The 21,719-nt window shown below is 65.3% G+C and carries 19 protein-coding genes and 1 tRNA gene; 5 read left to right on the top strand and 15 right to left on the bottom strand.

From position 1 onward, the window contains the following. Window positions 1-11: 11 nt before the first annotated feature. From IWX81_RS03945 to dusB, 12 genes are all read right to left on the bottom strand, one after another. Window positions 12-677 carry a response regulator gene (locus tag IWX81_RS03945; RefSeq protein ID WP_199279928.1) on the bottom strand — a complete coding sequence of 222 codons (666 nt, stop codon included), beginning with the start codon at window positions 675-677 and terminating at the stop codon, window positions 12-14. Continuing rightward, on the bottom strand, window positions 674-1,942 hold the full coding sequence (locus IWX81_RS03950; RefSeq protein ID WP_199279929.1) for a sensor histidine kinase: 1,269 nt from the start codon (window positions 1,940-1,942) through the stop codon (window positions 674-676). The genes IWX81_RS03945 and IWX81_RS03950 overlap by 4 nt, the downstream gene beginning before the upstream one ends. A 150-nt stretch (window positions 1,943-2,092) precedes the next feature. Then, window positions 2,093-2,165: transfer RNA gene (locus IWX81_RS03955), tRNA-Asn, on the bottom strand. Window positions 2,166-2,236: 71 nt separating this feature from the next. Further along, on the bottom strand, window positions 2,237-3,250 hold the full coding sequence (locus IWX81_RS03960) for a D-isomer specific 2-hydroxyacid dehydrogenase family protein (protein ID WP_334592962.1): 1,014 nt from the start codon (window positions 3,248-3,250) through the stop codon (window positions 2,237-2,239). Then, window positions 3,247-4,089: a dipeptide/oligopeptide/nickel ABC transporter ATP-binding protein gene (locus IWX81_RS03965; protein ID WP_334592963.1), complete on the bottom strand. Its 843-nt coding sequence runs from the start codon at window positions 4,087-4,089 to the stop codon at window positions 3,247-3,249. Before IWX81_RS03965 ends, IWX81_RS03960 begins: the two co-directional genes overlap by 4 nt. A gap of 3 nt (window positions 4,090-4,092) precedes the next feature. Then, the gene (locus IWX81_RS03970) at window positions 4,093-5,784 is read right to left on the bottom strand and encodes an ABC transporter ATP-binding protein (protein ID WP_199279930.1); all 1,692 of its coding nucleotides are present in this window, start codon (window positions 5,782-5,784) and stop codon (window positions 4,093-4,095) included. Beyond that, on the bottom strand, window positions 5,781-6,785 hold the full coding sequence (locus tag IWX81_RS03975; protein WP_199280441.1) for an ABC transporter permease: 1,005 nt from the start codon (window positions 6,783-6,785) through the stop codon (window positions 5,781-5,783). The genes IWX81_RS03970 and IWX81_RS03975 overlap by 4 nt, the downstream gene beginning before the upstream one ends. A 34-nt stretch (window positions 6,786-6,819) precedes the next feature. After that, on the bottom strand, window positions 6,820-7,914 hold the full coding sequence (locus tag IWX81_RS03980; RefSeq protein ID WP_199279931.1) for an ABC transporter permease: 1,095 nt from the start codon (window positions 7,912-7,914) through the stop codon (window positions 6,820-6,822). A gap of 103 nt (window positions 7,915-8,017) precedes the next feature. Continuing rightward, a complete protein-coding gene (locus IWX81_RS03985; protein ID WP_199279932.1) occupies window positions 8,018-9,637 on the bottom strand; it encodes an ABC transporter substrate-binding protein in 1,620 nt (539 codons plus the stop codon). A 195-nt stretch (window positions 9,638-9,832) separates the two neighbouring features. After that, the gene (gene dnaG / locus IWX81_RS03990; protein ID WP_199279933.1) at window positions 9,833-11,719 is read right to left on the bottom strand and encodes a DNA primase; all 1,887 of its coding nucleotides are present in this window, start codon (window positions 11,717-11,719) and stop codon (window positions 9,833-9,835) included. Window positions 11,720-11,764: 45 nt separating this feature from the next. Continuing rightward, window positions 11,765-13,003: a deoxyguanosinetriphosphate triphosphohydrolase gene (locus tag IWX81_RS03995; protein WP_199279934.1), complete on the bottom strand. Its 1,239-nt coding sequence runs from the start codon at window positions 13,001-13,003 to the stop codon at window positions 11,765-11,767. After that, on the bottom strand, window positions 12,996-14,174 hold the full coding sequence (gene dusB, locus IWX81_RS04000) for a tRNA dihydrouridine synthase DusB (protein ID WP_199279935.1): 1,179 nt from the start codon (window positions 14,172-14,174) through the stop codon (window positions 12,996-12,998). The genes IWX81_RS03995 and dusB overlap by 8 nt, the downstream gene beginning before the upstream one ends. Before the next feature lie 6 nt (window positions 14,175-14,180). Between dusB and IWX81_RS04005 the strand changes: the two genes are divergently transcribed. The 5 genes from IWX81_RS04005 to IWX81_RS04025 all read left to right on the top strand — a co-directional run bounded on the left by IWX81_RS04005 (window position 14,181) and on the right by IWX81_RS04025 (window position 19,903). Next, the gene (locus IWX81_RS04005) at window positions 14,181-14,705 is read left to right on the top strand and encodes a YbaK/EbsC family protein (protein WP_199280442.1); all 525 of its coding nucleotides are present in this window, start codon (window positions 14,181-14,183) and stop codon (window positions 14,703-14,705) included. Then, the gene (locus IWX81_RS04010) at window positions 14,705-15,142 is read left to right on the top strand and encodes a hypothetical protein (RefSeq protein ID WP_199279936.1); all 438 of its coding nucleotides are present in this window, start codon (window positions 14,705-14,707) and stop codon (window positions 15,140-15,142) included. The genes IWX81_RS04005 and IWX81_RS04010 overlap by 1 nt, the downstream gene beginning before the upstream one ends. 324 nt (window positions 15,143-15,466) lie before the next feature. Then, window positions 15,467-17,137, top strand: a complete 1,671-nt coding sequence (locus tag IWX81_RS04015; protein WP_199279937.1) for a glycosyltransferase — start codon at window positions 15,467-15,469, stop codon at window positions 17,135-17,137. Next, window positions 17,134-17,868 (top strand): HlyD family efflux transporter periplasmic adaptor subunit, encoded by a 735-nt coding sequence (locus IWX81_RS04020; RefSeq protein ID WP_199279938.1) that lies wholly within the window; start codon window positions 17,134-17,136, stop codon window positions 17,866-17,868. The genes IWX81_RS04015 and IWX81_RS04020 overlap by 4 nt, the downstream gene beginning before the upstream one ends. A gap of 4 nt (window positions 17,869-17,872) precedes the next feature. Further along, a complete protein-coding gene (locus IWX81_RS04025) occupies window positions 17,873-19,903 on the top strand; it encodes a glycosyl hydrolase (protein WP_199279939.1) in 2,031 nt (676 codons plus the stop codon). Here IWX81_RS04025 and IWX81_RS04030 read toward each other — a convergent pair. Genes IWX81_RS04030 through IWX81_RS04040 form a run of 3 tightly spaced genes read right to left on the bottom strand, consistent with a single transcriptional unit; the run spans window position 19,900 to window position 21,350 of the window. Then, window positions 19,900-20,049, bottom strand: coding sequence for a hypothetical protein (locus IWX81_RS04030; protein WP_199279940.1), 150 nt, complete (start codon window positions 20,047-20,049; stop codon window positions 19,900-19,902). The genes IWX81_RS04025 and IWX81_RS04030 overlap by 4 nt on opposite strands. Beyond that, on the bottom strand, window positions 20,049-20,708 hold the full coding sequence (locus tag IWX81_RS04035; protein WP_199279941.1) for a DsbA family oxidoreductase: 660 nt from the start codon (window positions 20,706-20,708) through the stop codon (window positions 20,049-20,051). The genes IWX81_RS04030 and IWX81_RS04035 overlap by 1 nt, the downstream gene beginning before the upstream one ends. A 54-nt stretch (window positions 20,709-20,762) precedes the next feature. Then, entirely contained in the window at window positions 20,763-21,350 is a 588-nt protein-coding gene (locus IWX81_RS04040; protein WP_199279942.1) for a hypothetical protein, read from the bottom strand. Between the last annotated feature and the right edge of the window lie 369 nt (window positions 21,351-21,719).

A 21,719-nucleotide genomic window follows, 5' to 3' on the forward strand; every position in this document is an offset into this window, starting at 1 on the left:
TACTCCGCCTGCTACTCCCCGTGCCCTGCGCGCACGAGTCCGGTCTCGTACGCGATGACCACGAGCTGCACCCGGTCCCGGGCTGCCAGCTTCGACATGATCCTGGATACGTGTGTCTTGGCCGTGAGCGGGCTCAGGAAGAGCCGTGCGCCGATCTCGTCGTTGGTGAGTCCGAGCCCGACGAGGCCGAGCACCTCGCGCTCACGCTCGGTGATGACCGAGAGCTGCGAACTGTCGGGTTGTTCGCGGAGGTCGGTGGAGATGCGCTCGAGCAGCCTCCTCGTGACGCCGGGGCTCAGGAGTGCGTCCCCTCCGGCGACCACGTGCACGGCCCTGATCAGCTCGACCGGTTCCGTGTCTTTGACGAGGAATCCGCTCGCTCCGGCGCGAATCGCCCGGCCAACATACTCGTCGAGCTCGAAGGTGGTCACGATGACGATGTGGGTGCCAGCGAGATCCGGCCTCTTCGCGATCTGTTCGGTCGCCCAGAGGCCGTCGCCATCGGGCATCCGGATGTCCATCAGCACGACATCGGGACGGGTCGCTACGACGAGCGAGACTGCCTCAGCACCGGTGCCGGCCTCACCGACGATCTCGATATCGGGTTCGGCCTCGAGGAGGCTGCGGAACCCGGCACGGATCAACTGCTGGTCGTCGGCAATGGCTACACGGATCACTGGGGGCCTCCCGGGTGTCGCTCGGACAGTGGGATGCGCGCCGTGATGATCGTTCCGCCGCCGGGCGCGGCACCGACGGCGAGGGTGCCGCCCAGCAGCTCGGCACGCTCGCGCATCCCGAGCAGCCCGCGACCGGTGACCGGAGCCTCGGACAGGCCGCTGCCGTCATCGGCGATCGCAACGACGTACCCGGTGTCGTCAGCAGTGACGCTGACGTGGGCTGAGGTCGCATGCGCGTGGCGCACAACGTTCGTGAGGGACTCCTGCACGATCCGGTAGATCGCCAATTGCGCTGCTTTCGGAGCGTCGGTGACCTCGCAGTCCATCGTCACCACGACACCCTGCGAGGTGACGGATGCCACCAGCCCCGCCAGTCGCGACAGGTCGGGCTCGGGAATCAGCGGCGCACTCGGATCCTGGCCATCCTCAGCCCGCAGCAGGCCGAGCACCGACCTCACCTCGTCGAGGGCGGTCTTGCTCGTCCCCTTGATGCTCGCGAGGGCCTCAGCGGCCTTGGCGGGCTGCTTCTCCATGAGGTGCAGCCCGACCCCGGCCTGGACGTTGATCTGGCTGAGCGAGTGGGCAAGCACATCGTGCAACTCGCGCGCGATCCGCACCCGTTCGGCCTGCACCTCGGTCTGCTGGCGTTGCTTCTGAGCCCGGCGGAACTCATCGAAGTGCTCGGCGCGGGTCCTGAACGCCTCACCGATGCCGAAGGTCACCAGAATGCCGAGCGTGGTCACCGCGATCCGGCCGGGATGCCACTCCACTCCCGTGAGAAGGCCCAGCGTGATCGTCCCGATCCAGCAGACACCGACGGAGATCCAGGCCCAGACACGGGCGCCCCTGGCGATGGAGACGATGATCGCGAACGCGAGTGCCACGAACGGGCCGCCCTGCATCTGCTCCGACATGACGAAGTCGATACAGGCAGCGAGCGAGACGAAAGCGACCACGGGGCCGGGAAAGCGCCTGATCAACAACAGGGCCAATGGCCCCACGACGGCGAGCACGATCGTGATCACCGACGCGAGGTCGCGCGACTGGGTGAGCCACCACAGGGTGGGAGGAATCTGGACGAACAGGGACAGGATCACCGGGATGACGAGCCTGGCCCTGGAGGAGAAGTGGAACGGCGGCGGCGGGCGCAGTTCCGATCGGCTACCGTCGGACGACCACTGATCCTGCATCCACTGCTTGCGCATGGCGTGCTGTTGCCATCGCTCACGCCTGCTCTCGGCACGCAGGGAATCGGGCAATGGCATGTGTCGATCGTAGTTGCGGCCGACTGCGCCGTCATCGGCCCGGTGGTGTCGCCCGAGTACTCCCCCGGGCGTAGTCGGCGGCGCACCCCGGTGGCAGAGAAATGGCCTGCGCAAAGAAAAGGCCCGGATCGTGGAGGATCCGGGCCTTAGCTCCTCGACTTGGACTCGAACCAAGAACCTGCCGATTAACAGTCGGCTGCTCTGCCAATTGAGCTATCGAGGATTGGCATTTAGCTTGGCTACTTTACCAAAGGTTGCGGGTTCGCCAAATCGAGGTACAAAACGGCTGAACCATCAGTACCCCGCGACGGGGTCGACGATGCCCACGAAGGCGCCATCTCCCACGAGTGCGGCGACGTTGGCCCTGATGCGCTCCGCGAGCAGGGGCTCCGTCATCTCGGGCGTGTCAGCGGAATGCGACGTGATCACGATCCGCGGTGAGCTCCACAACGGATGACCGTCCGGAAGCGGCTCGGGGGTCGTGACGTCGAGGCCAGCCCCGACGAGGTGCCCGCCGGCGAGGGCATCGGCGAGGGCATCCTGATCGATGAGATGCCCCCTGGCGATGTTCACAAGCGCCGCGGAGGGCTTCATGGCCGCGAGCTGGTCACGACCGATCAGGTGTGCCGTCTGGTCGGTGGCCGCGGCGGCGAGGATCACGACATCCGCGTCAGGAAGCACCTCCATGAGCCCGGATGCCGCAACAGTGCGCCGCGCGCCAGGAACGTCGCCGGCGGTCCGTCGCACGATCGTGACAGACACCTCGAAGGGCGCGAGAAGACGCATGATCTCACGGGCGATACCGCCTGCCCCGACGATCAGCACGTTGCGGCCATACAGCGAGATCCCGGTCTTGGGATCCGCCCAGCTCGTGGAGCGGCTCTTCTCCGGCAGGCCTCGCAGCACGGCAAGAGTGAGAGCTACAGCATGCTCGGCCACAGGCTCCGCAAACGAGCCCTTGGCACTGGTCCACAGGGGAAGGTCACGAGAACCCTGGGCCTCGAACAGCCGCGCGAATCGTTCGACGCCGGCCATCGGCACCTGCACCCATTCGACGGCGGGATGCGCTGCCAGGACCTCGCCGAGCGCGTCGCCATCGAGGTCGAGCCAGACGATGCCACGCGTACAGCCGTCGAGCGGGCCGACCGCTCCACCGCCGTCACGCACGGCCGCGGCAAACCCGTCGTGATCGAACGGCAGGATGGCAACCGGCCCTGCCGCGGGACGGGTTCCGTCGATCGGTCGCGCGAGCGCGGCGACAGGGTCGCGATGCTGGCCGGGCGCGCGGGTCGACCCCACGTCGCTCACCGAGTCGACCCCGCGCCGCCGTCGAGCGATCTCGCGAGCCCCTTCACATAGGGATGCTCGGCCGTGGCAAGCACGTCGTCGAGCTGGCCGCTCGCCACCATCACCCCACGATGCATGATCGCCACCCTGGTGCTCACCCGGCGCACCTCGGCGAGGTCGGCCGTCACGATCAGCGTCGAGAAGCCACGCTCGCGTTGCAGCGACACGATGATGTCGAGGATGGCGCGGCGGGCCGTCACGTCGATTCCGGCCGTCGGATCATCCGCTACCAGCAGTTTCGGCTCGAGGATCATCGCCCTCGCGATAGCCACTCTCTGGCGCTGCCCCTTGCTCAGCTCGTGGGGATATTTGTTCATGATCGTCAGCGGAAGCCGCACGGCATCGATGACGGTGGCGACGGCCTGGCCAGCATCGTTCTGGTTGAACCGCCGGTCGCGCGCGTAGATAGGTTCTGCGACGTTCTCGCCCACCGTCAGTCGCGGTTGGAGCCGGTCGCCAGCCTCCTGCTGCACGTAGCCGACATAGAGCCCGACACGGCTGCGACGCCGCGGAGAGACGCCGCGGACGCGCGTGCCGAGCACGGTGAGCTCGCCGCCGCTGATGCGGGGGGACGAGTCATCCAGCCGGTCGACGTCGAGCGCAACGGCACGTGCGAGGGTGCTCTTGCCCGATCCCGACTCCCCGACGACGGCGAGCACTTCGCCGGGAGCGAGGTCGAAATCGACGCCGTCGAGCGCGACAGCCCGAGTCTCGGGGCTGCTCGAGCTGTAGCGCACCGAGAGATCCCGAGCGCTCACCGCCGCCCCGGTCACGGGAATGGTTGTCGATGGTATGGCCACGACTCAGTCAGCCGCCTTCAGCGCGGCGAGAGCCGACCGGCGCCTGCCCTGCTCGATCGGGTCGGGAACGGGAAGCGACGCGAGCAACCGCTGGGTATAAGGATGTTTCGGAGCGCCTAGCACCTCGTCACCCGTGCCTTCCTCGACGAGCTTGCCCTTGAACAGAACAGCGATGCGGTCGGACAGCATGTCGACGACCGCGAGATCGTGGCTGATGAACAGTGCGGCGAAACCCAGTTCCCTCTGCAACTCGGCGAAGAGCTCGAGGACCCGAGCCTGCACCGACACGTCGAGGGCGCTCGTGGGTTCGTCAGCGATCAGGAGTGTGGGATTGAGCGCGAGGGAACGTGCGAGACTGGCGCGCTGGCGCTGCCCGCCGCTGAGTTCGTGAGGGAACCTGTCGGCGAAGGTCTTCGGCAACTGCACGGCCTCCAGCAATTCGTTCACTCGGGGTCGCGCCTCGACCGCATCCCGAGCCCTGCCATGCACGATGAGCGGCTCGGCGACACACTGCGCGATGGTCAGCAGCGGGTTGAAACTGGACGCCGGATCCTGGAAGACAAATCCGATGTCGCTGCGCACGGGCCTGAAGGTACGTTCCCGAATGCCGAGCATCTCGTGGCCGAGCACTTCGAGCGATCCGCCGGTGATCTTCGTCAGTCCACCGATCGCGCGACCGATCGTCGTCTTTCCCGATCCACTCTCGCCGACGAGGCCGAGCACTTCACCCGGAGAGATCGTGAAGCTCACCCCGTCGACGGCGCGGAAGTTGTTGCGTCCGAACCTGCCGCCGTATTCGATCTGAAGGTCGCGCGCCACCACGACGGGGGCCGCTGTGTTCACGGTTCCCGCTGCGACCCGCTCTGCCGTGCGGGCCGAGGCGAGGGCGCCGCCCATGCCGATGCGGGGAACGGCGGCGAGCAGCTTCTGGGTGTATGGATGCTTCGGCGCCGAGAACAATTGCTCGACCCCGGCCTCCTCCACGACGTCGCCCTGGTACATCACCGCGACGCGATCCGCGAGGTCTGCGACGATTCCCATGTTGTGGGTGATCAGGATGATCGCGGTGCCGAACTCGTCGCGGCACCGGCGCAGCAGATCGAGGATCTCGGCCTGCACCGTCACGTCGAGCGCCGTCGTCGGCTCGTCGGCGACGATCAGCTCGGGATCGAGCACGAGTGCCATCGCGATGACGACGCGCTGCTTCTGCCCACCGGAGAACTGGTGGGGGTAGTAGTCGATCCGGATTTCGGGGTCGGGGATCCCGACCTTGCCGAGCATGTCGATCGCTTTGGCCCGCGCCTGCTTCGCGTCGAATCCTTTGTGGGCCCTGAGGCCCTCGATGATCTGCCATCCGACGGTGTACACCGGATTGAGGGCGAGCGACGGCTCCTGGAACACCATGGCGACGTCGGTTCCGCGGATCTCCCGTAACTGGGAACCCGTCATCCCGATAACATCCCGGTTGTTCAGCACGATGGCGCCGCGCGTGACGGCCGTGTCGGGGAGCAGGCCGAGGATCGTCTTCGCTGTGACGGTCTTTCCGCTGCCGCTCTCCCCCACTATCGCCAGCACCTCGCCGGCATCGACCGACAGTGTGACGTTGTTCACAGCGACGACATCGCCGCCGTCTGTCGCGAAGGTGACCTCGAGGTTGGTGATGTCCACCACCTTTGATACCGGCGTGCGGGTCATGCTGGCGCTCCCGTCGAATCTGTAGCTGACGTGGCGGCCATGTCGGATGATGACAGCGGAGTCGCCGTCGGAGAATCCGCTTTGCGCCTCGTTCTCAGGCGCGGGTCGGCCAGGTCGTTCAGGCTCTCCCCCACGAGGGTGATGCCGAGCACCACGAGCACGATCGCGAGGCCCGGGAACAGTGATGTCCACCAGATGCCGCTCGTGACATCCGAAATCGACCGGTTGAGGTCGTAGCCCCACTCGGCCGCCGACGTCGGCTGGATTCCGAAACCCAGGAATCCCAGGCCGGCGAGCGTCAGGATCGCCTCGGAGCTGTTGAGGGTGAAGATCAGCGGCAGCGTGCGTGTGGCGTTGCGCAGCACGTGGCGGAACATGATGCGGGAGGTGCTCGAGCCGATCACCTTGGCCGACTCGACGTAGGCCTCTGACTTGATGCGGACCGTTTCGGCCCTGATAACCCGGAAATACTGCGGAATGTAGACAACGGTGATCGAGAGCGCCGCCGCGAGAATCCCGCCTAGCACCTGCGACTGGCCGCCGCTGATGACGATGGCGGCCACGATCGCGAGCAGGAGAGTCGGGAACGCGAATACCGCGTCTGCGATGACGACCAGCACGCGGTCGAGCCACCCGCCGAGATATCCGGAGATGAGCCCGAGCAGCACTCCGGCGAAGATGGACAGCACCACGGCGACCACGATGACCGCCAGCGCGGTCTGGGTTCCCCAGATCACGCGGGACAGCACGTCGTATCCGCCGACCGTTGTTCCCAGCAGGTGCGCGCCACCGGGGGGCTGCTGCGCACCGAAATTGCCATTCTCATCCTGCAGCTGCGAGAACCCATACGGGGCGAGCAGCGGAGCGAAGATCGCGGTCAGGATGAAGATCCCTGTGATGACGAGGCCGACCACGAGCATCCCGCGCTGAAGCCCGACGCTCTGGCGCAACTGTCGCACGACGGGGAGTCGATGCCAGCGAGGGGTGCGTGGAGCGGACATTGCCAGGTCCGACGTCGTATCTGGAGCAGTCACGTCAGTACCTCACTCTCGGGTCGATGATCGCCGCGAGTATGTCGACGATGAAATTGCTCAGCGCCACGATCACCGCCAGCAAGGCCACGATCCCCTGCACAGCGACGAAGTCGCGGGCACTGAGGTACTCGGCGAGCTTGAAGCCGAGGCCCTTCCATTCGAAGGTCGTCTCGGTCAGCACCGCACCGCCGAGCAGCATCGCGATCTGGAGCCCGATGACGGTGATGATCGGGATGAGGGCCGGCTTGTACGCGTGTCGGCGCACGAGCCGGTATTCGCTGACGCCACGCGATCGCGCCGCGTCCACGTAATCCATCGACAGCGTGCCGATGACGTTCGTGCGCACCAGCCTCAGGAACACTCCGGCGGTGAGCAGGCCCAGCGCGAGGCCGGGGAGCACGGCGTGCTGGAGAACGTCGGCGACGGCCGCCGGGCTTCCGAGCTGGATCGCGTCGATCAGGTAGATTCCCGTGCGATTGTCGAGACGGGCCATCTGGAGTTCGGTGCGGGTGCTGGCACGACCGGCCACCGGCAGCACGTTCAGCCAGACCGAGAAGACGAGCTTCAGAAGCAGCCCGGCGAAGAACACGGGAGTGGCGTAGAAGAGGATGGCGACGATGCGCAGAACGGCATCCGGCCAGCGGTCACGCAGGTAGGCAGCAACCATGCCGAGCGGGATTCCCACGATGAATGCCACGAGAAGCGCGTAGAAGGCGAGTTCGAGGGTGGCACCACCATAGGTGAGGAGCAGCTCGGAGACGGGGCGCCCGTCACTGATCGCCGTGCCGAAGTTGCCGGTGGCGACCTGCCCGATGTATTCGAAGTACTGCACGATCAGCGGTCGGTTGTAGCCCGCAGCCTCGATGCGCTCAGCGAGCTGTTGCGCATTGAGCCTGCCACCCAGCGCCGCGGTGATCGGATCGCCGATGGTGCGCATGAGCAGGAAGACCATGGTGACGAGGATGAAGATCGTCGGGAAGATCAGCAGGAAGCGGACGATGATGAACCGCAGCAACGGGCTTCCCCCGCCCCTGGATCGTCGGGGGGTCTGCGGTGGCCCCACTGGTAACAGTGGAGCCGGGACGGTCGTCGTCATATCTACCAATCATGCTGGGAACGAAAGAGGGCGACCCGCTCGACGCGGGTCGCCCCCTCTCCTTGCGCTAGAGAAACTCTAGCCGTGGTTCACGTGCGGTCGGTCAGCCCTTGACGAGGCTGCCGTAGCGGAACTTGAACGAACCGTCCAGCACCGCGCCGGTCACGGCCGAGCCGGTCACGGCGATCTGCGATCCCTGGAGCAGGGGAAGCGTCGACAGGTCGGCGGCCACCTTGGCCTGGATCTCTTCGATCAGCGCCTGGCGGGCGGCGGAATCCGTCTCGACAGCCTGGTCCTGGATCAACTGGTTGACCTCGGGGTTGTCGTAGTGGTTGGCGAGGAAGTTCTCCGTGGCGAAGAACGGCGTCAGGTAGTTGTCAGCGTCGGAGTAGTCAGGGAACCATCCGAGCTGGTAAGCCGGGTAGAGATCCTGGGTACGGTCTTTCGCGTATGTGACCCACTCGGTCGACTGCAGGTTGACCGCGAACAGGCCGGTCGCTTCGAGCTGGCTCTTCACCAGCGCGTACTCGTCGCCCGACGACTCACCGTAATGATCCGGGTTGTACTGCAGGTTCAGCGCCACCGGGGTGGTGACTCCGGCGTCAGAGAGAACCTTGGCGGCTGCATCAGCATCCGGGCCGCCGTCCTTGCCGTACAGGTCCTTGAGCACCTCTGTGGCACCGGTCAGGCCGGCAGGAACGTAGGAGTAGAGCGGCAGGTATGTGCCCTTGTAGACCTGGTCTGCGAGCTCTTCGCGGTCGATGAGGTCGGCAGCAGCCTGCCGGACGGCGAGCGCCTTGGCCTCATCGGCCTCCGGAGTCGTCGCACCGAAGGGCTGGGTGTCGAAGTTGAAGACGATGTAGCGGGTCTCGCCACCGGGGCCGACTACGACATTGACGGCGTCGTTGCCTTCGAGGTCGGCAACGTCAGTTGCCGAGAGGCTGCGGTGCGCGACATCGATGTTGCCCTCCTGCACGTCGAGCTTCAGGTTCGAAGCGTCCGTGTAGTACTTGAGGTCGATGTTCTTCGTCGCGGCTGCGCCGAGCACACCCTTGTAGTCGGGGTTCGCTTCGAACGACACGAGGTTGTTGAAGTCGTAGCTTGAGATCACGTACTGGCCGGCGAAGGCGTTCCCGTCGACGATGTCGGCGTCGGGAGTCACCGAGTCAGCCGAAAAGACTTCCTCATCGACGATCGGTGCTGCCGGGCTCGAGAGGATCTGGGCGAACGTCTGGTCGTTGCCATTGTTCAGCGTGAAGACGACGGTCGTGTCATCCGGAGCGTCGATGCTGGCGATGTTGCCGAGCAGAACTGACGGGCCGTTCTCGTCGGCGATCGCGAGCTGGCGGTCGAACGAGAACTTTACGTCGGACGAGGTGAGTTCGTTGCCGTTGGCGAACGTCAGGCCCTCCTTGAGGACGACGGTGTATTCGGTGTCGCTCGTGTACTCGGCGGAGACCGCGATGTCGGGCTCGACGTCGGCCGTTCCCGCCTTCGAGTTCAGGAGGAAGGGATACACCTGGTTCATGATCGCGAAGGATCCGTTGTCGTACGAGCCTGCCGGGTCGATGAAGGTGACCTTGTCGGTGGTTCCGATAATGAGTGATTCGCTCGAACCACTGCCGGAGTCTCCGCCTGCGGCGCAACCGGCAAGGGCGAGTGCGAACACTGCCGAGCCTGCGACCGCTGCGAGAGCGCGCTTCTTATTGGATGCGGACGTCATATCCGTCTACCTCTTCCTGATGTGAATGCCTGAATAGGCACTGCATGGCAAGGAACGCCTCGGGGCACAAGAAGGCCCCGGCGTTGCTGTATCCCAGTAGTAACACAGTCGCCGAACAGCGAGGTCGCGATGACCCTGAAAATGAAGGATCTTTACGCAATAGAAATGCAGGCTTATTCGCGCCGCAACACCACGCTACTCGTTGCGCAGGACGCGCCGTTCCGTTTCGATCCGGACGAGCTCGCGCTGCACTTCGGCATACCGCTCGGGTTCTGCCGCGGCATCCAGTCGCTGCATAGTGCCCATGACCGACCGTTTTTCGCGCAGGAGATCCCTGTCGATGAAATCGGACACGATGCTCGTGCAGTAGACCGCGAGCTTGTCTTCCCTGGCCGGGATGGGAGCGACGGCGAGTTGGTTGACGAGCGTCGCGTAGCGCTGTGGAACCTCTGCTGAGACTCGCGCGATCCAGTCGGCGCTGTCGGCGTGCGCGATGCTCACGGCAACCGCATCCCTGACGATCTCGAGCGACGCGTCACCGAAGCCGACGGAGGCGGCCTTCGTCATCAGGGACTGCCCGACAAGCTCCGGATGCTGCAGGATCGCCATCAGCACGTCCCGCTCGGTTCTCGTCGTGGTATCGGTCGCGAGTCGCGTGATGGACGGTTCATCGACCGCGGGAGCCGACGGCGCCTGCTGGGCTTCGTCTCTCGAGGGCCTGGCGCTCTCCTGCTGGGACTGGTTACCCAGCGCCGAGCGCGCCGTCGAGACCGCGCGCTGCACTTCGTTGGGGTCGAGGCCGAGCCATCCGGCCAGGTTGCGCACATAGCCCACGCTCATCGACTGGTCCCGGATGCCGGCCACGACCGGCGCGGCCGCCCGCAGGGCAGACACCCTGCCCTCCACTGTCTCGAGATCGAAGCCCCGCAGCACTCTCCGCACCATGAACTCGAACATCGGCTTGCGGGTCTTGATCAGGCGCCGCACAGCGTCGTCACCCTTATTGAGCCGCAGGTCGCACGGGTCGAGGCCGTCAGGGGCGACGGCGACGAAGGTCTGGGCCGCGAAGCGCTGCTCTTCGGCGAAGGCCCGGCTGGCCGCCTTCTGGCCGGCCTCATCCGGATCGAAGGTGAAAATCACCTCGCCGGTGCCCCTCGTGTCCGGGTTGTCGGTATCACCGATGATCCTGCGCACGATCTTGATGTGATCCACGCCGAAGGAGGTGCCGCAGGTCGCCACCGCCGTCGTGACGCCGGCGAGATGGCACGCCATGACGTCGGTGTAGCCCTCGACGACCACGACCTGCTTTCCCCTGGCGATGTCGCGCTTGGCCAGGTCCAGGCCGTAGAGCACCTGGCTCTTGTGGTACACCGGCGTCTCGGGGGTATTGAGGTATTTGGGCCCGTTATCGTCGTCGAGGAGCTTGCGGGCGCCGAAACCGAGGGTGGCGCCGGTGACGTCCCTGATCGGCCAGACCAGCCTGCCGCGGAACCTGTCGTAGACGTCACCGCGTTCGCCCCGGCCCAACAGTCCCGCCGTGACGAGTTCGTCTTCGCTGAAACCTTTGGCCGTGAGGTGCTTTCCGAGGGCCTGGCCGCGCGGAGCAAACCCGATTCCGAACCGCTCGGCGGCCGACGCATCGAAGCCCCGCTCGCCCAGGAACGTGCGCCCCGGCTGGGCCTCCGGCGTCGTCAGTTGCTGCACATAGAAGTCGGCCGCGGCCTGGTTGGCGGCGAGGATGCGGGCGCGGTTGCCGTGATCCGTGGCTGCCCCGCCGTCTTCATAGCGCAGCTCGTACCCGAGGCGACCCGCCATCCGCTCGACGGCCTCGGAAAAGCTGACGTGATCCATCTTCTGTAGGAAGGTGAACACATCGCCGCCTTCGCCGCAGCCGAAGCAGTGGTAGAAGCCCACGGTCGGGCGCACGTGGAAGCTGGGGCTGCGTTCCTCATGGAATGGGCACAGGCCCTTCATGGATCCGACACCCGCGTTCTTGAGCGTGACGTAATCGCCGACGATGTCAGCGAGGTTCGTCCGCGACCGTACCTCGTCGATATCGCTTCGTCGGATCAGTCCAGCCACCGTGCAATTCTACGGTCGCGGGGCGGGCCCGCGCTGCGGACGAGCTCAGCCCACGAGGCGGGTGTGCCAGACCACCGCGGACTGGTCGGTGAGGGAAGCGACCTGGTCGACGACAGCCCGCTTGCGCCCGGCATCGCTGTCGGCGGCGTCGAAGTCGGCCGCGAATCCGGCGTCGAGGTTTCTGGGAGCCGTCCACAACAGCACGTCCGCGAGTTCGGACAGCATGTCGCGCTGCTGGGCGTAGATCGGCCGGCGGGCATTCGTCGACATCACGAACGCCGCGACGATGCCCTTGAGCACGGCGATCTCAGCCTGGATCTCCCGCGGAACGACGAGGTCTGCCCCGAACCGCGCGAGGCTGCCCGAGTGCGACTCCCTCGTCGCCTGGACCGCAGCGCCCGCGAAGCGACCGATCAGCTGGCTCGTCAGGTTTTTCAGCCGGCCGTGGGCCTGCCTGCTTCCGTCCCAGCGGTCGATCCACACATCGAGATTGTCGAGCCTGTCGAACGCCGCGATGAGCTCGTCGTGATCGACCTCTCCCCCGATCCAGGCGAACATCGAGTTGACGAGCTCGTCGTGGTCGACACGTGCACCGAGGGCCGTGACATCCACATACCCGTTGACTATCGCGTCTTCGAAGTCGTGCACCGAGTAGCCGATGTCGTCGGAGAGGTCCATGACCTGGGCCTCGATGCAGCGCTGGCGATCCGGAGCCCCGGCGCGCAGCCACTCGAATGCCGCGGTGTCGTCGTCGTAGAAGCCGTATTTGCTGCGCCCGCTGGGGTCGGCGACGCCCTGTGCGCTCGGCCAGGGGTACTTGCAGCTCGCATCGAGGGAGGCGCGCGTGAGGTTGAGCCCGTAGCTCGCGCCGTCTGCTCCGAAGACCTTCGGTTCTATCCGGGTCAGCAAGCGCAGTGTCTGCGCATTCCCCTCGAAGCCGCCGATGTCGTCGGCCCACTCGTTGAGAGCGCGTTCGCCGTTATGACCGAAAGGCGGATGACCGAGGTCGTGAGCGAGGCAGGCCGTATCCACGACATCGGGATCGAGCCCGAGGCTGTCTGCCAGCTCCCTGCCGACCTGGGCGACCTCCAGGGAATGGGTCAGCCTGTTGCGGGCGAAGTCGAGCGCCGTCGTCGGGCTGAGCACCTGGGTCTTCGCGGCGAGCCTGCGCAGGGCACTGGAATGCAGCACCCGTGCCCTGTCCCTGGCGAAGTCGCTGCGGCGGCTGGAGTGCTCCTCAGGAAGCCAGCGTTCGGCGTCGAACGCCGTGTACCCGTCAACCACCGCTGGTGTTCAGTTCGGCTTCGGTGAGCTCGGCGCGGTGAGTCTCCTGCAGCTCCCTGCTGTCGAGCCAGCCCTGGGGCAGGCTCGGACTCTTCGGAGTTCCGGCTCGACCCCGCTGGCCCTCCGCATCGGCGCCAGGATAGGGCTGGTCCCCATCGAGTTGCGCGAGAAGTTCGTCGAGCTGTGCGAGATCCCTGACCGTCGCCATCGCCGCACGCAATTCGCCGCCGACCGCATACCCTTTGAAGTACCACGCGACGTGCTTGCGGATGTCGCGGCAGGCGCGATCCTCTTCCTCGAAGAACTCGGTCAGCAGTTCGGCGTGGCGCTTGAACGCACGGGCGACCTCGCCGAGGCTCGGCTCTGCTTTGAGCTCTTCACCGCGGAAGGCAGCGGCCAGGTCGCCGAAGAGCCAGGGTCGACCGAGGCATCCACGACCGACGACCACGCCGTCGCAGCCCGTCTCGTCGACCATGCGCAGGGCATCCTGGGCGCTCCAGATATCGCCGTTGCCGAGGATCGGGGTGCCGGTGATCGTGTTCTTGAGTTTCTCGATCGCCGACCAGTCCGCCGTGCCCGAGTAGAACTCGGCCGCGGTTCGTGCGTGGAGCGCGATGCTTGCGACACCCGCCCCCTCGGCGGCTTTCGCGGCCTCGAGATAGGTGAGGTGATCTGAATCGATGCCCTTGCGCATCTTGACCGTGAGCGGGACGGCGCCGGCAGCCTTCACGGCGCCCTCCACGATGTCGCGGAACAGGTCGCGCTTCCACGGCAGCGCAGCACCTCCGCCCTTGCGGGTGACCTTCGGCACGGGGCATCCGAAGTTCAGGTCGATGTGATCTGCACGGTCTTCGGCGACGAGCATCGTGACGGCCTCGGCGACAGTCTTCGGGTCGACCCCATAGAGCTGGATGCTTCGGGTCGTCTCAGACTCGTGGTGGCGGATGAGTCGCATGCTCTCCGGGGTGCGCTCGACCAGGGCGCGACTGGTGATCATCTCGCTGACGTACAGTCCTGCGCCGTATTCGCGGCACAACCTGCGGAACGCCGTGTTCGTGATGCCAGCCATCGGCGCGAGCACGACGGGCACGTCGAGCGCGATAGGCCCGATCTTCAGCGCCGGTGTCGACGCTGGCGCCGCGGCCGTGCGTGGGTCGGCAACAATGGTCATGTGGCAATTCTCCCAGAGTTTTCAGAACAGGGCGCCAGCACAGGGGCTGGCACAGGCGCCGGCACCCAGCGGGTGCTTCAGGATGCGGCCAGCCGGGGCATCCCGATCGAGCTCGTGTCGCGCCCAGAAGCCCGGTCTCTCGCGGAGGCCGCTGCGCTGCTCGGTGTCACTCCCGGTGAGCTCGTGAAGTCCCTCGTCGTCAAGCGACACGACGGAAGTTTCCTTTTCGCTCTCGTCGGCGGCGACCGCCAGATCTCGTGGCCCAAGCTGCGAGCGGTCGTCGGAGTGAACAAACTGACCCTGCCGACAGCCGAACTCGCTCTCGAAGTGACGGGGTACGAACGCGGCACGATCACGCCGCTCGGGAGCACCACGGCCTGGCCGGTCTTCGTGGATGAACGCATCCCCGGTCGGCGGATCGCCATCGGTGCGGGCGCCCGCGGCACGAGCGCGTGGGTCGCCGCTGACGACCTCGTGGCCGGACTCCAGGCCACTGTCGCCGACATCACTGTCGAGGCGGAGGTCGACTGATGGCGCTGGACGATCATCCGAACATCTTCCGTTTCGAGGGGCGCACCTGGGCGAGTCTCGCACCGCGGGAACTCGCGCTCTCCCAACTGCAGTCTCAGCGGGAATGGGATGCCGCCAATGCGAAGCTGCAGCGCTGGTGGGTTGCCATCACGATCGGCTCGATCGTCGGCGTTGGGGCTACCCTCGCGTTCGGGAACGCGGCCGCCCTGGCTCCAGCGGTGTACCTGTTGCTGCTTCCGATCGGATTCGGCATAGGAGCCGTGCTCGGTGCCCTCGTCAACAAGAGATTCAATCCGACAGGGCAGCACGCGTCGCTCCCTGAGCGACCGACGACGGTGCTCCTGACGCGAGTTCCCCCGCGCGTGGCGAGGGCCGCGCCTGCTGATGCTACGGCGGAGCAGGTTATCGAATGGTCGAGCAGGGGCTTCGTCGAATAGCCGCGAACATTTCCGATATCACGAAAACCTGATCCCGACAATCCCTCGGGAAATTTTGGATCCCCCGTTGTCAAACTCACAATCCTGACGTACCGTAGACAGTTCTACCCCCGCAGTACCCGAATACCCGCTTCCCCTGAATCACCCGCTTCCCCTTTCTCGCTCTGCTCGGCGCCGCGACTCACCCCGTCGCTTACCTCCGCGCTCGCCAACGATGCCGCTGTGACGTTCCGGTCGCATTCGTTACCCTCGCGAACCCGGACGCTCGCAGCATCCACCAGCGGCACGCTGCGTCGTTCATAACTTCTCCCGAAAGAAGCCGCCATGACGACCCTCCAATCCCGATTCATCACCAACCCTGGCCCTAAGCCCGAAACTCCCGAGGAACCCAGAGCAGCCGTACCGGTGAAGGCACAGTCGCCCTCGCTCGTGATCCTGGTGCTCATCGCCACGCTCGGGATCCTGGCCTACGCGTCGTTCCTGCTGAACCCGGCCAGCCGCGGCGACTGGCTGCCGTACACCCTCGTCATCGTCGCGGAGACGATCCTCGTACTGCAGGCGCTGCTGTCGATGTGGACCATCCTGTCGGCCTCGCAGGACCCTCGCGACTTCGCATTCCACGACGCCAAAGCGAAGCTGTTCCGGGAGCGCGACATCCTGCGCGACGGGCTGACGAACATACCCTCACGCTGGAACATGTATCTCGATGCGGCCCAGGCGACGACAGACGTGTTCATCACGACCTACGGCGAACCCGTGCACATCATCCGGGAGACCGTCACCGCCGCTATGGCGATGCGCGGCTCTCACATCACGTGGGTGCTCGACGACGGCAAGTCCGACGAGGTCAGGGACATGGCCGCCGAACTCGGCGCGCGATACGTACGGCGCCTCAGTTCGGGCGGGGCCAAAGCCGGAAACGTCAACCACGCACTCAGCCTGTCGAAAGGCCGGTTCTTTGCGATCTTCGACGCTGACTTCGTTCCCTCGCCAGAGTTCCTTGTCGAGACGATCCCGTTCTTCTCACGGGAAGAGGTCGCCTTCGTTCAGACCCCGCAGACCTACGGCAACCTTCACAACGTGATCTCCCGGGGAGCCGGCTACATGCAGTCGGTGTTCTACAGGTTCATCCAGCCCGGCCGCAACAGGTTCAATGCCGCGTTCTGCGTCGGAACCAACGTCATCTTCCGCCGGGCGGCCATCGACGATGTGGGCGGTATCTACACCGATTCCAAGTCGGAAGACGTCTGGACCTCCCTCATGCTGCATGAGCGGGGATGGCACACCATCTTCATCCCGATGACACTCGCTGTCGGCCACGCGCCCGACACCGTCGAGTCGTACACGAAGCAGCAGCTCCGCTGGGCCACCGGTGGATTCGAGATCCTGTTCAAGCACAATCCCCTCAGCCGTAAACGCAAGCTCAGCCTCGACCAGCGGCTGCAGTACCTGGTGACGGCATCCTTCTACCTCACCGGGATCTGCCCACTGCTGCTCATGGTGGTGCCCGCCCTCGAGATCTACTTCGACCTGCGCCCGATGAACCTGTCGACCACCGTCGTGACCTGGGTGCTCTACTACGCCGGCTTCTATGTCATGCAGATCGTGCTCGCGTTCTACACGATGGGGTCATTCCGCTGGGAGACCCTGATGCTCGCCACGGTGTCAGCGCCCATCTATCTCGCCGCGCTGATCAATGTGCTCACCGGCAAGGAGCAGTCGTGGAGCGCCACCGGTGACCGATCGAGGGTGTCGTCCCCGTTCAACTTCATGATTCCGCAAGTGCTGTTCTTCGTCTTCCTGCTGCTCACCTCATTCGTGGCGATCTACAGGGACTTCGACAACGGCGTGCTGACGCTCGCCACCGGCTGGAACGTCACCAACACGATCATCATGGGCAGCTTCGTCGCGGCCGCCATGCGTGAGCACATCTCCCTCGGCCGCGCATACCGGCTCGCCCGACGAGCCACCCCGACCACTGGAGTATCAGCATGACCTGGCGCAGCAACATCAAACTCTTCATTGGACTTATCGGCGTTCTTGCGCTCGTGTTCGGCCTCACCGTGGTGTTCACGCAGCGCCAGGGCCAGGTCACGAGCGTGTCCGCATCCATCGAAGCCGAGCGATACCCGGTCGGCATCGACTACGGCGGAACTCTCATCCAGAGTTTCATCACCGAGGAGAACCAGCGGGTGAACAAGGGTGACGTGCTGTTCACCTTGCAGAGCCCGTCCCTTCAGTCCGACCTCGCCGAAGGGCTGCTCAAGCCCGAAACTGTCGCGTACACCGTCGCGGACGACGGCACCATCACCCTGACTGCCGCCGTATCCGGCACGGTCAGGGACGTGACGACGAAACCGGGATCCTTTGTGCAGGCTGGACAGGTTCTCGCCACCATCGAGCGGGCAGGCTCGCTTTCGGTCGTGGCCCAGTACGAGCTGTCAGGGCGGGACTACTCGCGCATCGGTGACGGCGCACCCGTCACGCTGCGCCTCCCGAACGGCGCGAGCCTCGACGGCACCGTCTCCACCATCGACGTGCAGACCGTGAGTGGCGAAGCAGAGACCACGATTCGCGTGGCGAGCGACGCCCTCACTGACGGTGCGTACAACGGCCTCGTCAAGGCCGGTACCCCGATCACGGCGACCCTGAGCCTGCGGGACGACGGCATCCTGGCCGGTGCCGTCGATGGCGTCTCCGACTTCCTCCAAAAGATTGGCCTGTAATCGAGTGACTCGATTTTCCCGATACCTCTCCATCCCCGCCATGGTGGTGACCCTCGCGGTCGTCACCGGATGCACCACTTCAACTACTTCCACCACCCCGGCGCCATCCGGCGCGGACGGCATCTTCCCCGACAGCATGATCGCCCCGCTCGTCGAGGCACTGCCAGAACGCACGATCTCACCGCTCCCCCCTGCACGCCTCGATGACGGACTCCTTCCGCCGACCAACAGCTGGTTCTCGGGCCTCGTGTTCGGCGACACCTCTATGCCCGTGTTCCCGATGCCGCTCTCGTTCCAGATGACGGATGAGGGCTTCGCGTTCGGCGTGCCCAAGGTAGTCGCGAGCGAAAAAGTGATCATGGGAGGTTTCCTCCCCGCGCTGACAGCGGATGTCGGAGCCGACGCCTTCTCCGTGAGTGCGTACGACGAAGCTTCTGTGACCGTCGCGAGCCTCGCGGGAGATGCCGAACTCGGTACGACGGTGATCGCTCAGGGGTCACCCTTCGTGAGTTTCACGGCATCGCAACCGGTGACCATTGCCCTCGGCCAGCCCCTCGACCCCGGTGACGGTGTCTGGACCACCGAGGTGGACGGCATGCAGTATGGACTCGTCAGCGCAGGCAGCATGTCGGATTCGGGCGCCGAGCTGACCCTTTCCCCCGGCCAGGTCGCGACCTGGTTCACCGTGTCCACGAGTGGAGCTCTGGCCGACTTCGTCGCAGCCGCGGTGTCCCCGATCGTGGGGACGGACATCCTGTATTCGGTCGGAGACGAATCGACCACGACCAGCATCACCTACCGGACGAGCGATGGATCCCCCACGATCGTCGCCGCCATGCCCCACCAGTACGCCGACCTGGACGACGCCACAACCTGCGACGCCGGCAGCTGGCCGAGCGTGTACGGCGAGCTGAAAGCCTGCGCAACGACCGACCTCGCATGGTCGGTCCCCACTCTCGACCCGGCCGGATCACTCGACCTGTCGACGCTCACGGCCGATGACACGTCACGGTTGGCCGACCAGCTGGCGGTGGACGTGGCATCCACGCTCCCCGAACCCGCCGATACCTACTTCGGCGGCAAATGGATGTACCGGCTCGCCACCATGTTCGATGTGGCACGCCAGATCGGTGCCGATGATCACGCCGCCACGATCAAGACCCAGCTGCAGCAGGCCATGGACGGCTGGATGGATCCCGCCGGCTGCGACACCGGCACCGAGCGGTGTTTCGTCTACGACACCGAAGCCAGGGGCATCGTCGGGCTTGCCGCATCGTTCGGCTCTGACGAGTTCAACGACCACCACTTCCACTACGGCTACTTCCTCTATGCAGCGGGCGTGCTCGCCGAAGACGATCCAGCCCTGGCGGAGAAATGGGCGCCCGTCATGAACCTCCTCGCGGCGGATATCGCCACGCAGGGCGAGAGCACGTACTTCCCGGAGCGTCGAGCATTCGACGCGTACGCCGGACACTCCTGGGCCAGCGGAACGTCCCCATTCGCCGACGGCAACAACCAGGAATCCAGCTCGGAAGCAGTGAACGCCTGGAACGGACTTGCCCTGTGGGCGTCGGCCAGCAACCAGCCTGAACTCGCCGCAGAAGCCCGGTGGATGCTCTCGGCCGAAGCGGACTCAGCGCTCGCCTACTGGACGAACTTCGACAGGACCGAGCCGGTGTACGAAGGCTTCGACCACAACGTCGCCTCCATCAACTGGGGAGGAAAGCGCGATTACGCGACCTGGTTCAGCCCGGAGCCGAGCGCCATGCTCGGAATTCTCGTATTGCCTATGAGCCCAGTGGCCGGCTATCTCGGCGCCGACCCCGAGCGGGTGAGAACCAACATCGCCGAGGCAGCCCCCAACGGGTCTGATGTGCTGTTCGGTGACTACCTGCTCATGTACTCGGCGCTCGGCGGGAACGAGGATGCCGCCGCGGCGCTCGAGGAAACCGCGAACCTCAACGAGGACCGCACCGACGACGGCAACAGCCGCAGCTACATGCTCGCGTGGATCATGAGCAGGATCGGGAGCTAGACCGCGTCGTCGTCGAGCCGACGGTTGACGATGGCCTGCGTGTGGTGCTCGGGAACAGCACAGAAGTCGCCGACACAGGATGCGGCGCTGTCATCGCCCAGTGGCTGAAGGGCGATGATGGGCTGGGGCTTCGTCGTGGCATCCACTATTCGCTCTTCTCGATTGACCGCTCTGTCTGAACCTGTGTCAGCACGTTAGCGAAGGTCGTGGCATCCTGCGCGCCGGACACCCCGTACTTGCCGTCGATCACGAAGAACGGCACGCCCTGGATGCCGTACTCCTGAGCGAGGGCGACGTCGGCCTTGACGTCGGCCAGGAAGCGGTGGCTCTCGAGCGCCTCGGTGACCTCGGCGCCGTCGAATCCGATGTCTTCGGCGATCGCGACAAGATCCGGGATGCGGCCGACATGCTCGCCACGCACGAAGTACGCGTCGAGGAGGCGCTCCTTCATCTCGATCTGGCGGCCCTTGCTCTTCGCGAAGTGGATGAGCTCGTGGCTGATGACAGTGTTCGTCTGGTGAACGTGGTCGTAGTCGTAGTCGAGGCCGACGCTCTTGGCGATGTCTGTGACATTCGCTAGCATGTGCGTGACCTGCGCGGCGGGGATGCCCTTGCGCTGGCTGAGGTAGTCGGTAGGCGTCCCGTCGAAGTCGATCGGGGTATCGGGCGCGAGCTCGAAGGAATGGTATTCCACCTCGACGTCGCCACCGAACTGGGCGGCGCCAGCCTCGAACTTGCGCTTGCCGATGTAGCACCAGGGGCACTGCACGTCTGACCAGATGTCTACCTTAATGGGATTGCTCACCCCGGGGTCAACACCGAGCCGCCCCCGGTATTCCCGCTCTCCCCTTTCGGAAATTCAGGAACTGCCGCGCCAGGGACGGCGTCTGCCTCGCGGTTGCTGGGCAGAGCTCCGACCCGGAGCCGGATTTCCTGAATTTCCGAAAGACGGCGGAGCATGGGAGGCCACCGCGAGTTCCAGTGCACGGAAGAAGTGACCCCAGTTCGCGAAGACCATGTTGGCGCTCACCGCCATGGCGTGGAATCCCGCGATCGTGATGTCTATCGCCTTGAGGTGGTCTTTCTCGAAGGTCTCTGCATGAAACTCCTTGCCGTCGACCTCGAGTGCTACGGTCCCGTTGATCACCATGTCGATCCGCTGGGGGCCTAGCGGCACCTGGATGCTGACGTCATAACCCGCAAGCCGAAGCCGGGTGCGAGCGATGCTTTCGGGGAGGCTCTCGCAGGCGCCATCCACCCAATCGTTCATCCACGACATACTCTTCGGAAATCCGAGAAACACGCGCTGGACGTCGATCTCATCCAACGATCCGGAGTGGATGGCCCAATCGAGCGCGGCGATCAGCGTCTCGGGCTCTTCGTCGAGCCCCACACGAATGAGAGCGTCAACGAGAGACACACTCCACGACGATCCTCGTTCGCTCACGCCCGGCGCGTCCCAGTGCACATGGACGCCTCTGGCCGCGCCGAGCCGACGTCTCCTGTTCCATTGGTTTCGAAGCCTGGCCGAGTTTCGCGGGACAGATACGTGCAACGTGCTGTTCGAAAGAACCCAGCCTCCCCAGTCCTGTATCGCGGAGATTCCGGTCAGTCTGCCGCCCACGCGTGCAGCACGCACGCGGGGCTCGGACTCATCAACTGTTGTGTACCAGCCCTGACGCGCCCGCACGGCGATACCGTCTCGGACTGCGCGTGTGAGGTCGAGATCGCGCGCGCCCCTCGACACGAGTTGCTGCTTCTGCGCGAGCCCGCCAAGGCGATGAATGAGTTGTGCGATGTCGACCATCGCTCCAGC

The organism is Salinibacterium sp. CAN_S4 (genome assembly GCF_015752305.1).
In the GTDB taxonomy this organism is placed as follows: Bacteria; Actinomycetota; Actinomycetes; order Actinomycetales; family Microbacteriaceae; genus Rhodoglobus.

Coding starts and splice junctions, on each gene's coding strand:
- IWX81_RS03985 (WP_199279932.1), bottom strand. CDS start 9,637: ATGACGTCCGCATCCAATAAGAAGCGCGCTCTCGCAGCGGTCGCAGGC.
- IWX81_RS03950 (WP_199279929.1), bottom strand. CDS start 1,942: ATGCCATTGCCCGATTCCCTGCGTGCCGAGAGCAGGCGTGAGCGATGG.
- IWX81_RS03975 (WP_199280441.1), bottom strand. CDS start 6,785: ATGTCCGCTCCACGCACCCCTCGCTGGCATCGACTCCCCGTCGTGCGA.
- IWX81_RS04020 (WP_199279938.1), top strand. CDS start 17,134: ATGACCTGGCGCAGCAACATCAAACTCTTCATTGGACTTATCGGCGTT.
- dusB (WP_199279935.1), bottom strand. CDS start 14,174: ATGACCATTGTTGCCGACCCACGCACGGCCGCGGCGCCAGCGTCGACA.
- IWX81_RS04010 (WP_199279936.1), top strand. CDS start 14,705: ATGGCGCTGGACGATCATCCGAACATCTTCCGTTTCGAGGGGCGCACC.
- IWX81_RS03980 (WP_199279931.1), bottom strand. CDS start 7,914: ATGACGACGACCGTCCCGGCTCCACTGTTACCAGTGGGGCCACCGCAG.
- IWX81_RS04015 (WP_199279937.1), top strand. CDS start 15,467: ATGACGACCCTCCAATCCCGATTCATCACCAACCCTGGCCCTAAGCCC.
- IWX81_RS03970 (WP_199279930.1), bottom strand. CDS start 5,784: ATGACCCGCACGCCGGTATCAAAGGTGGTGGACATCACCAACCTCGAG.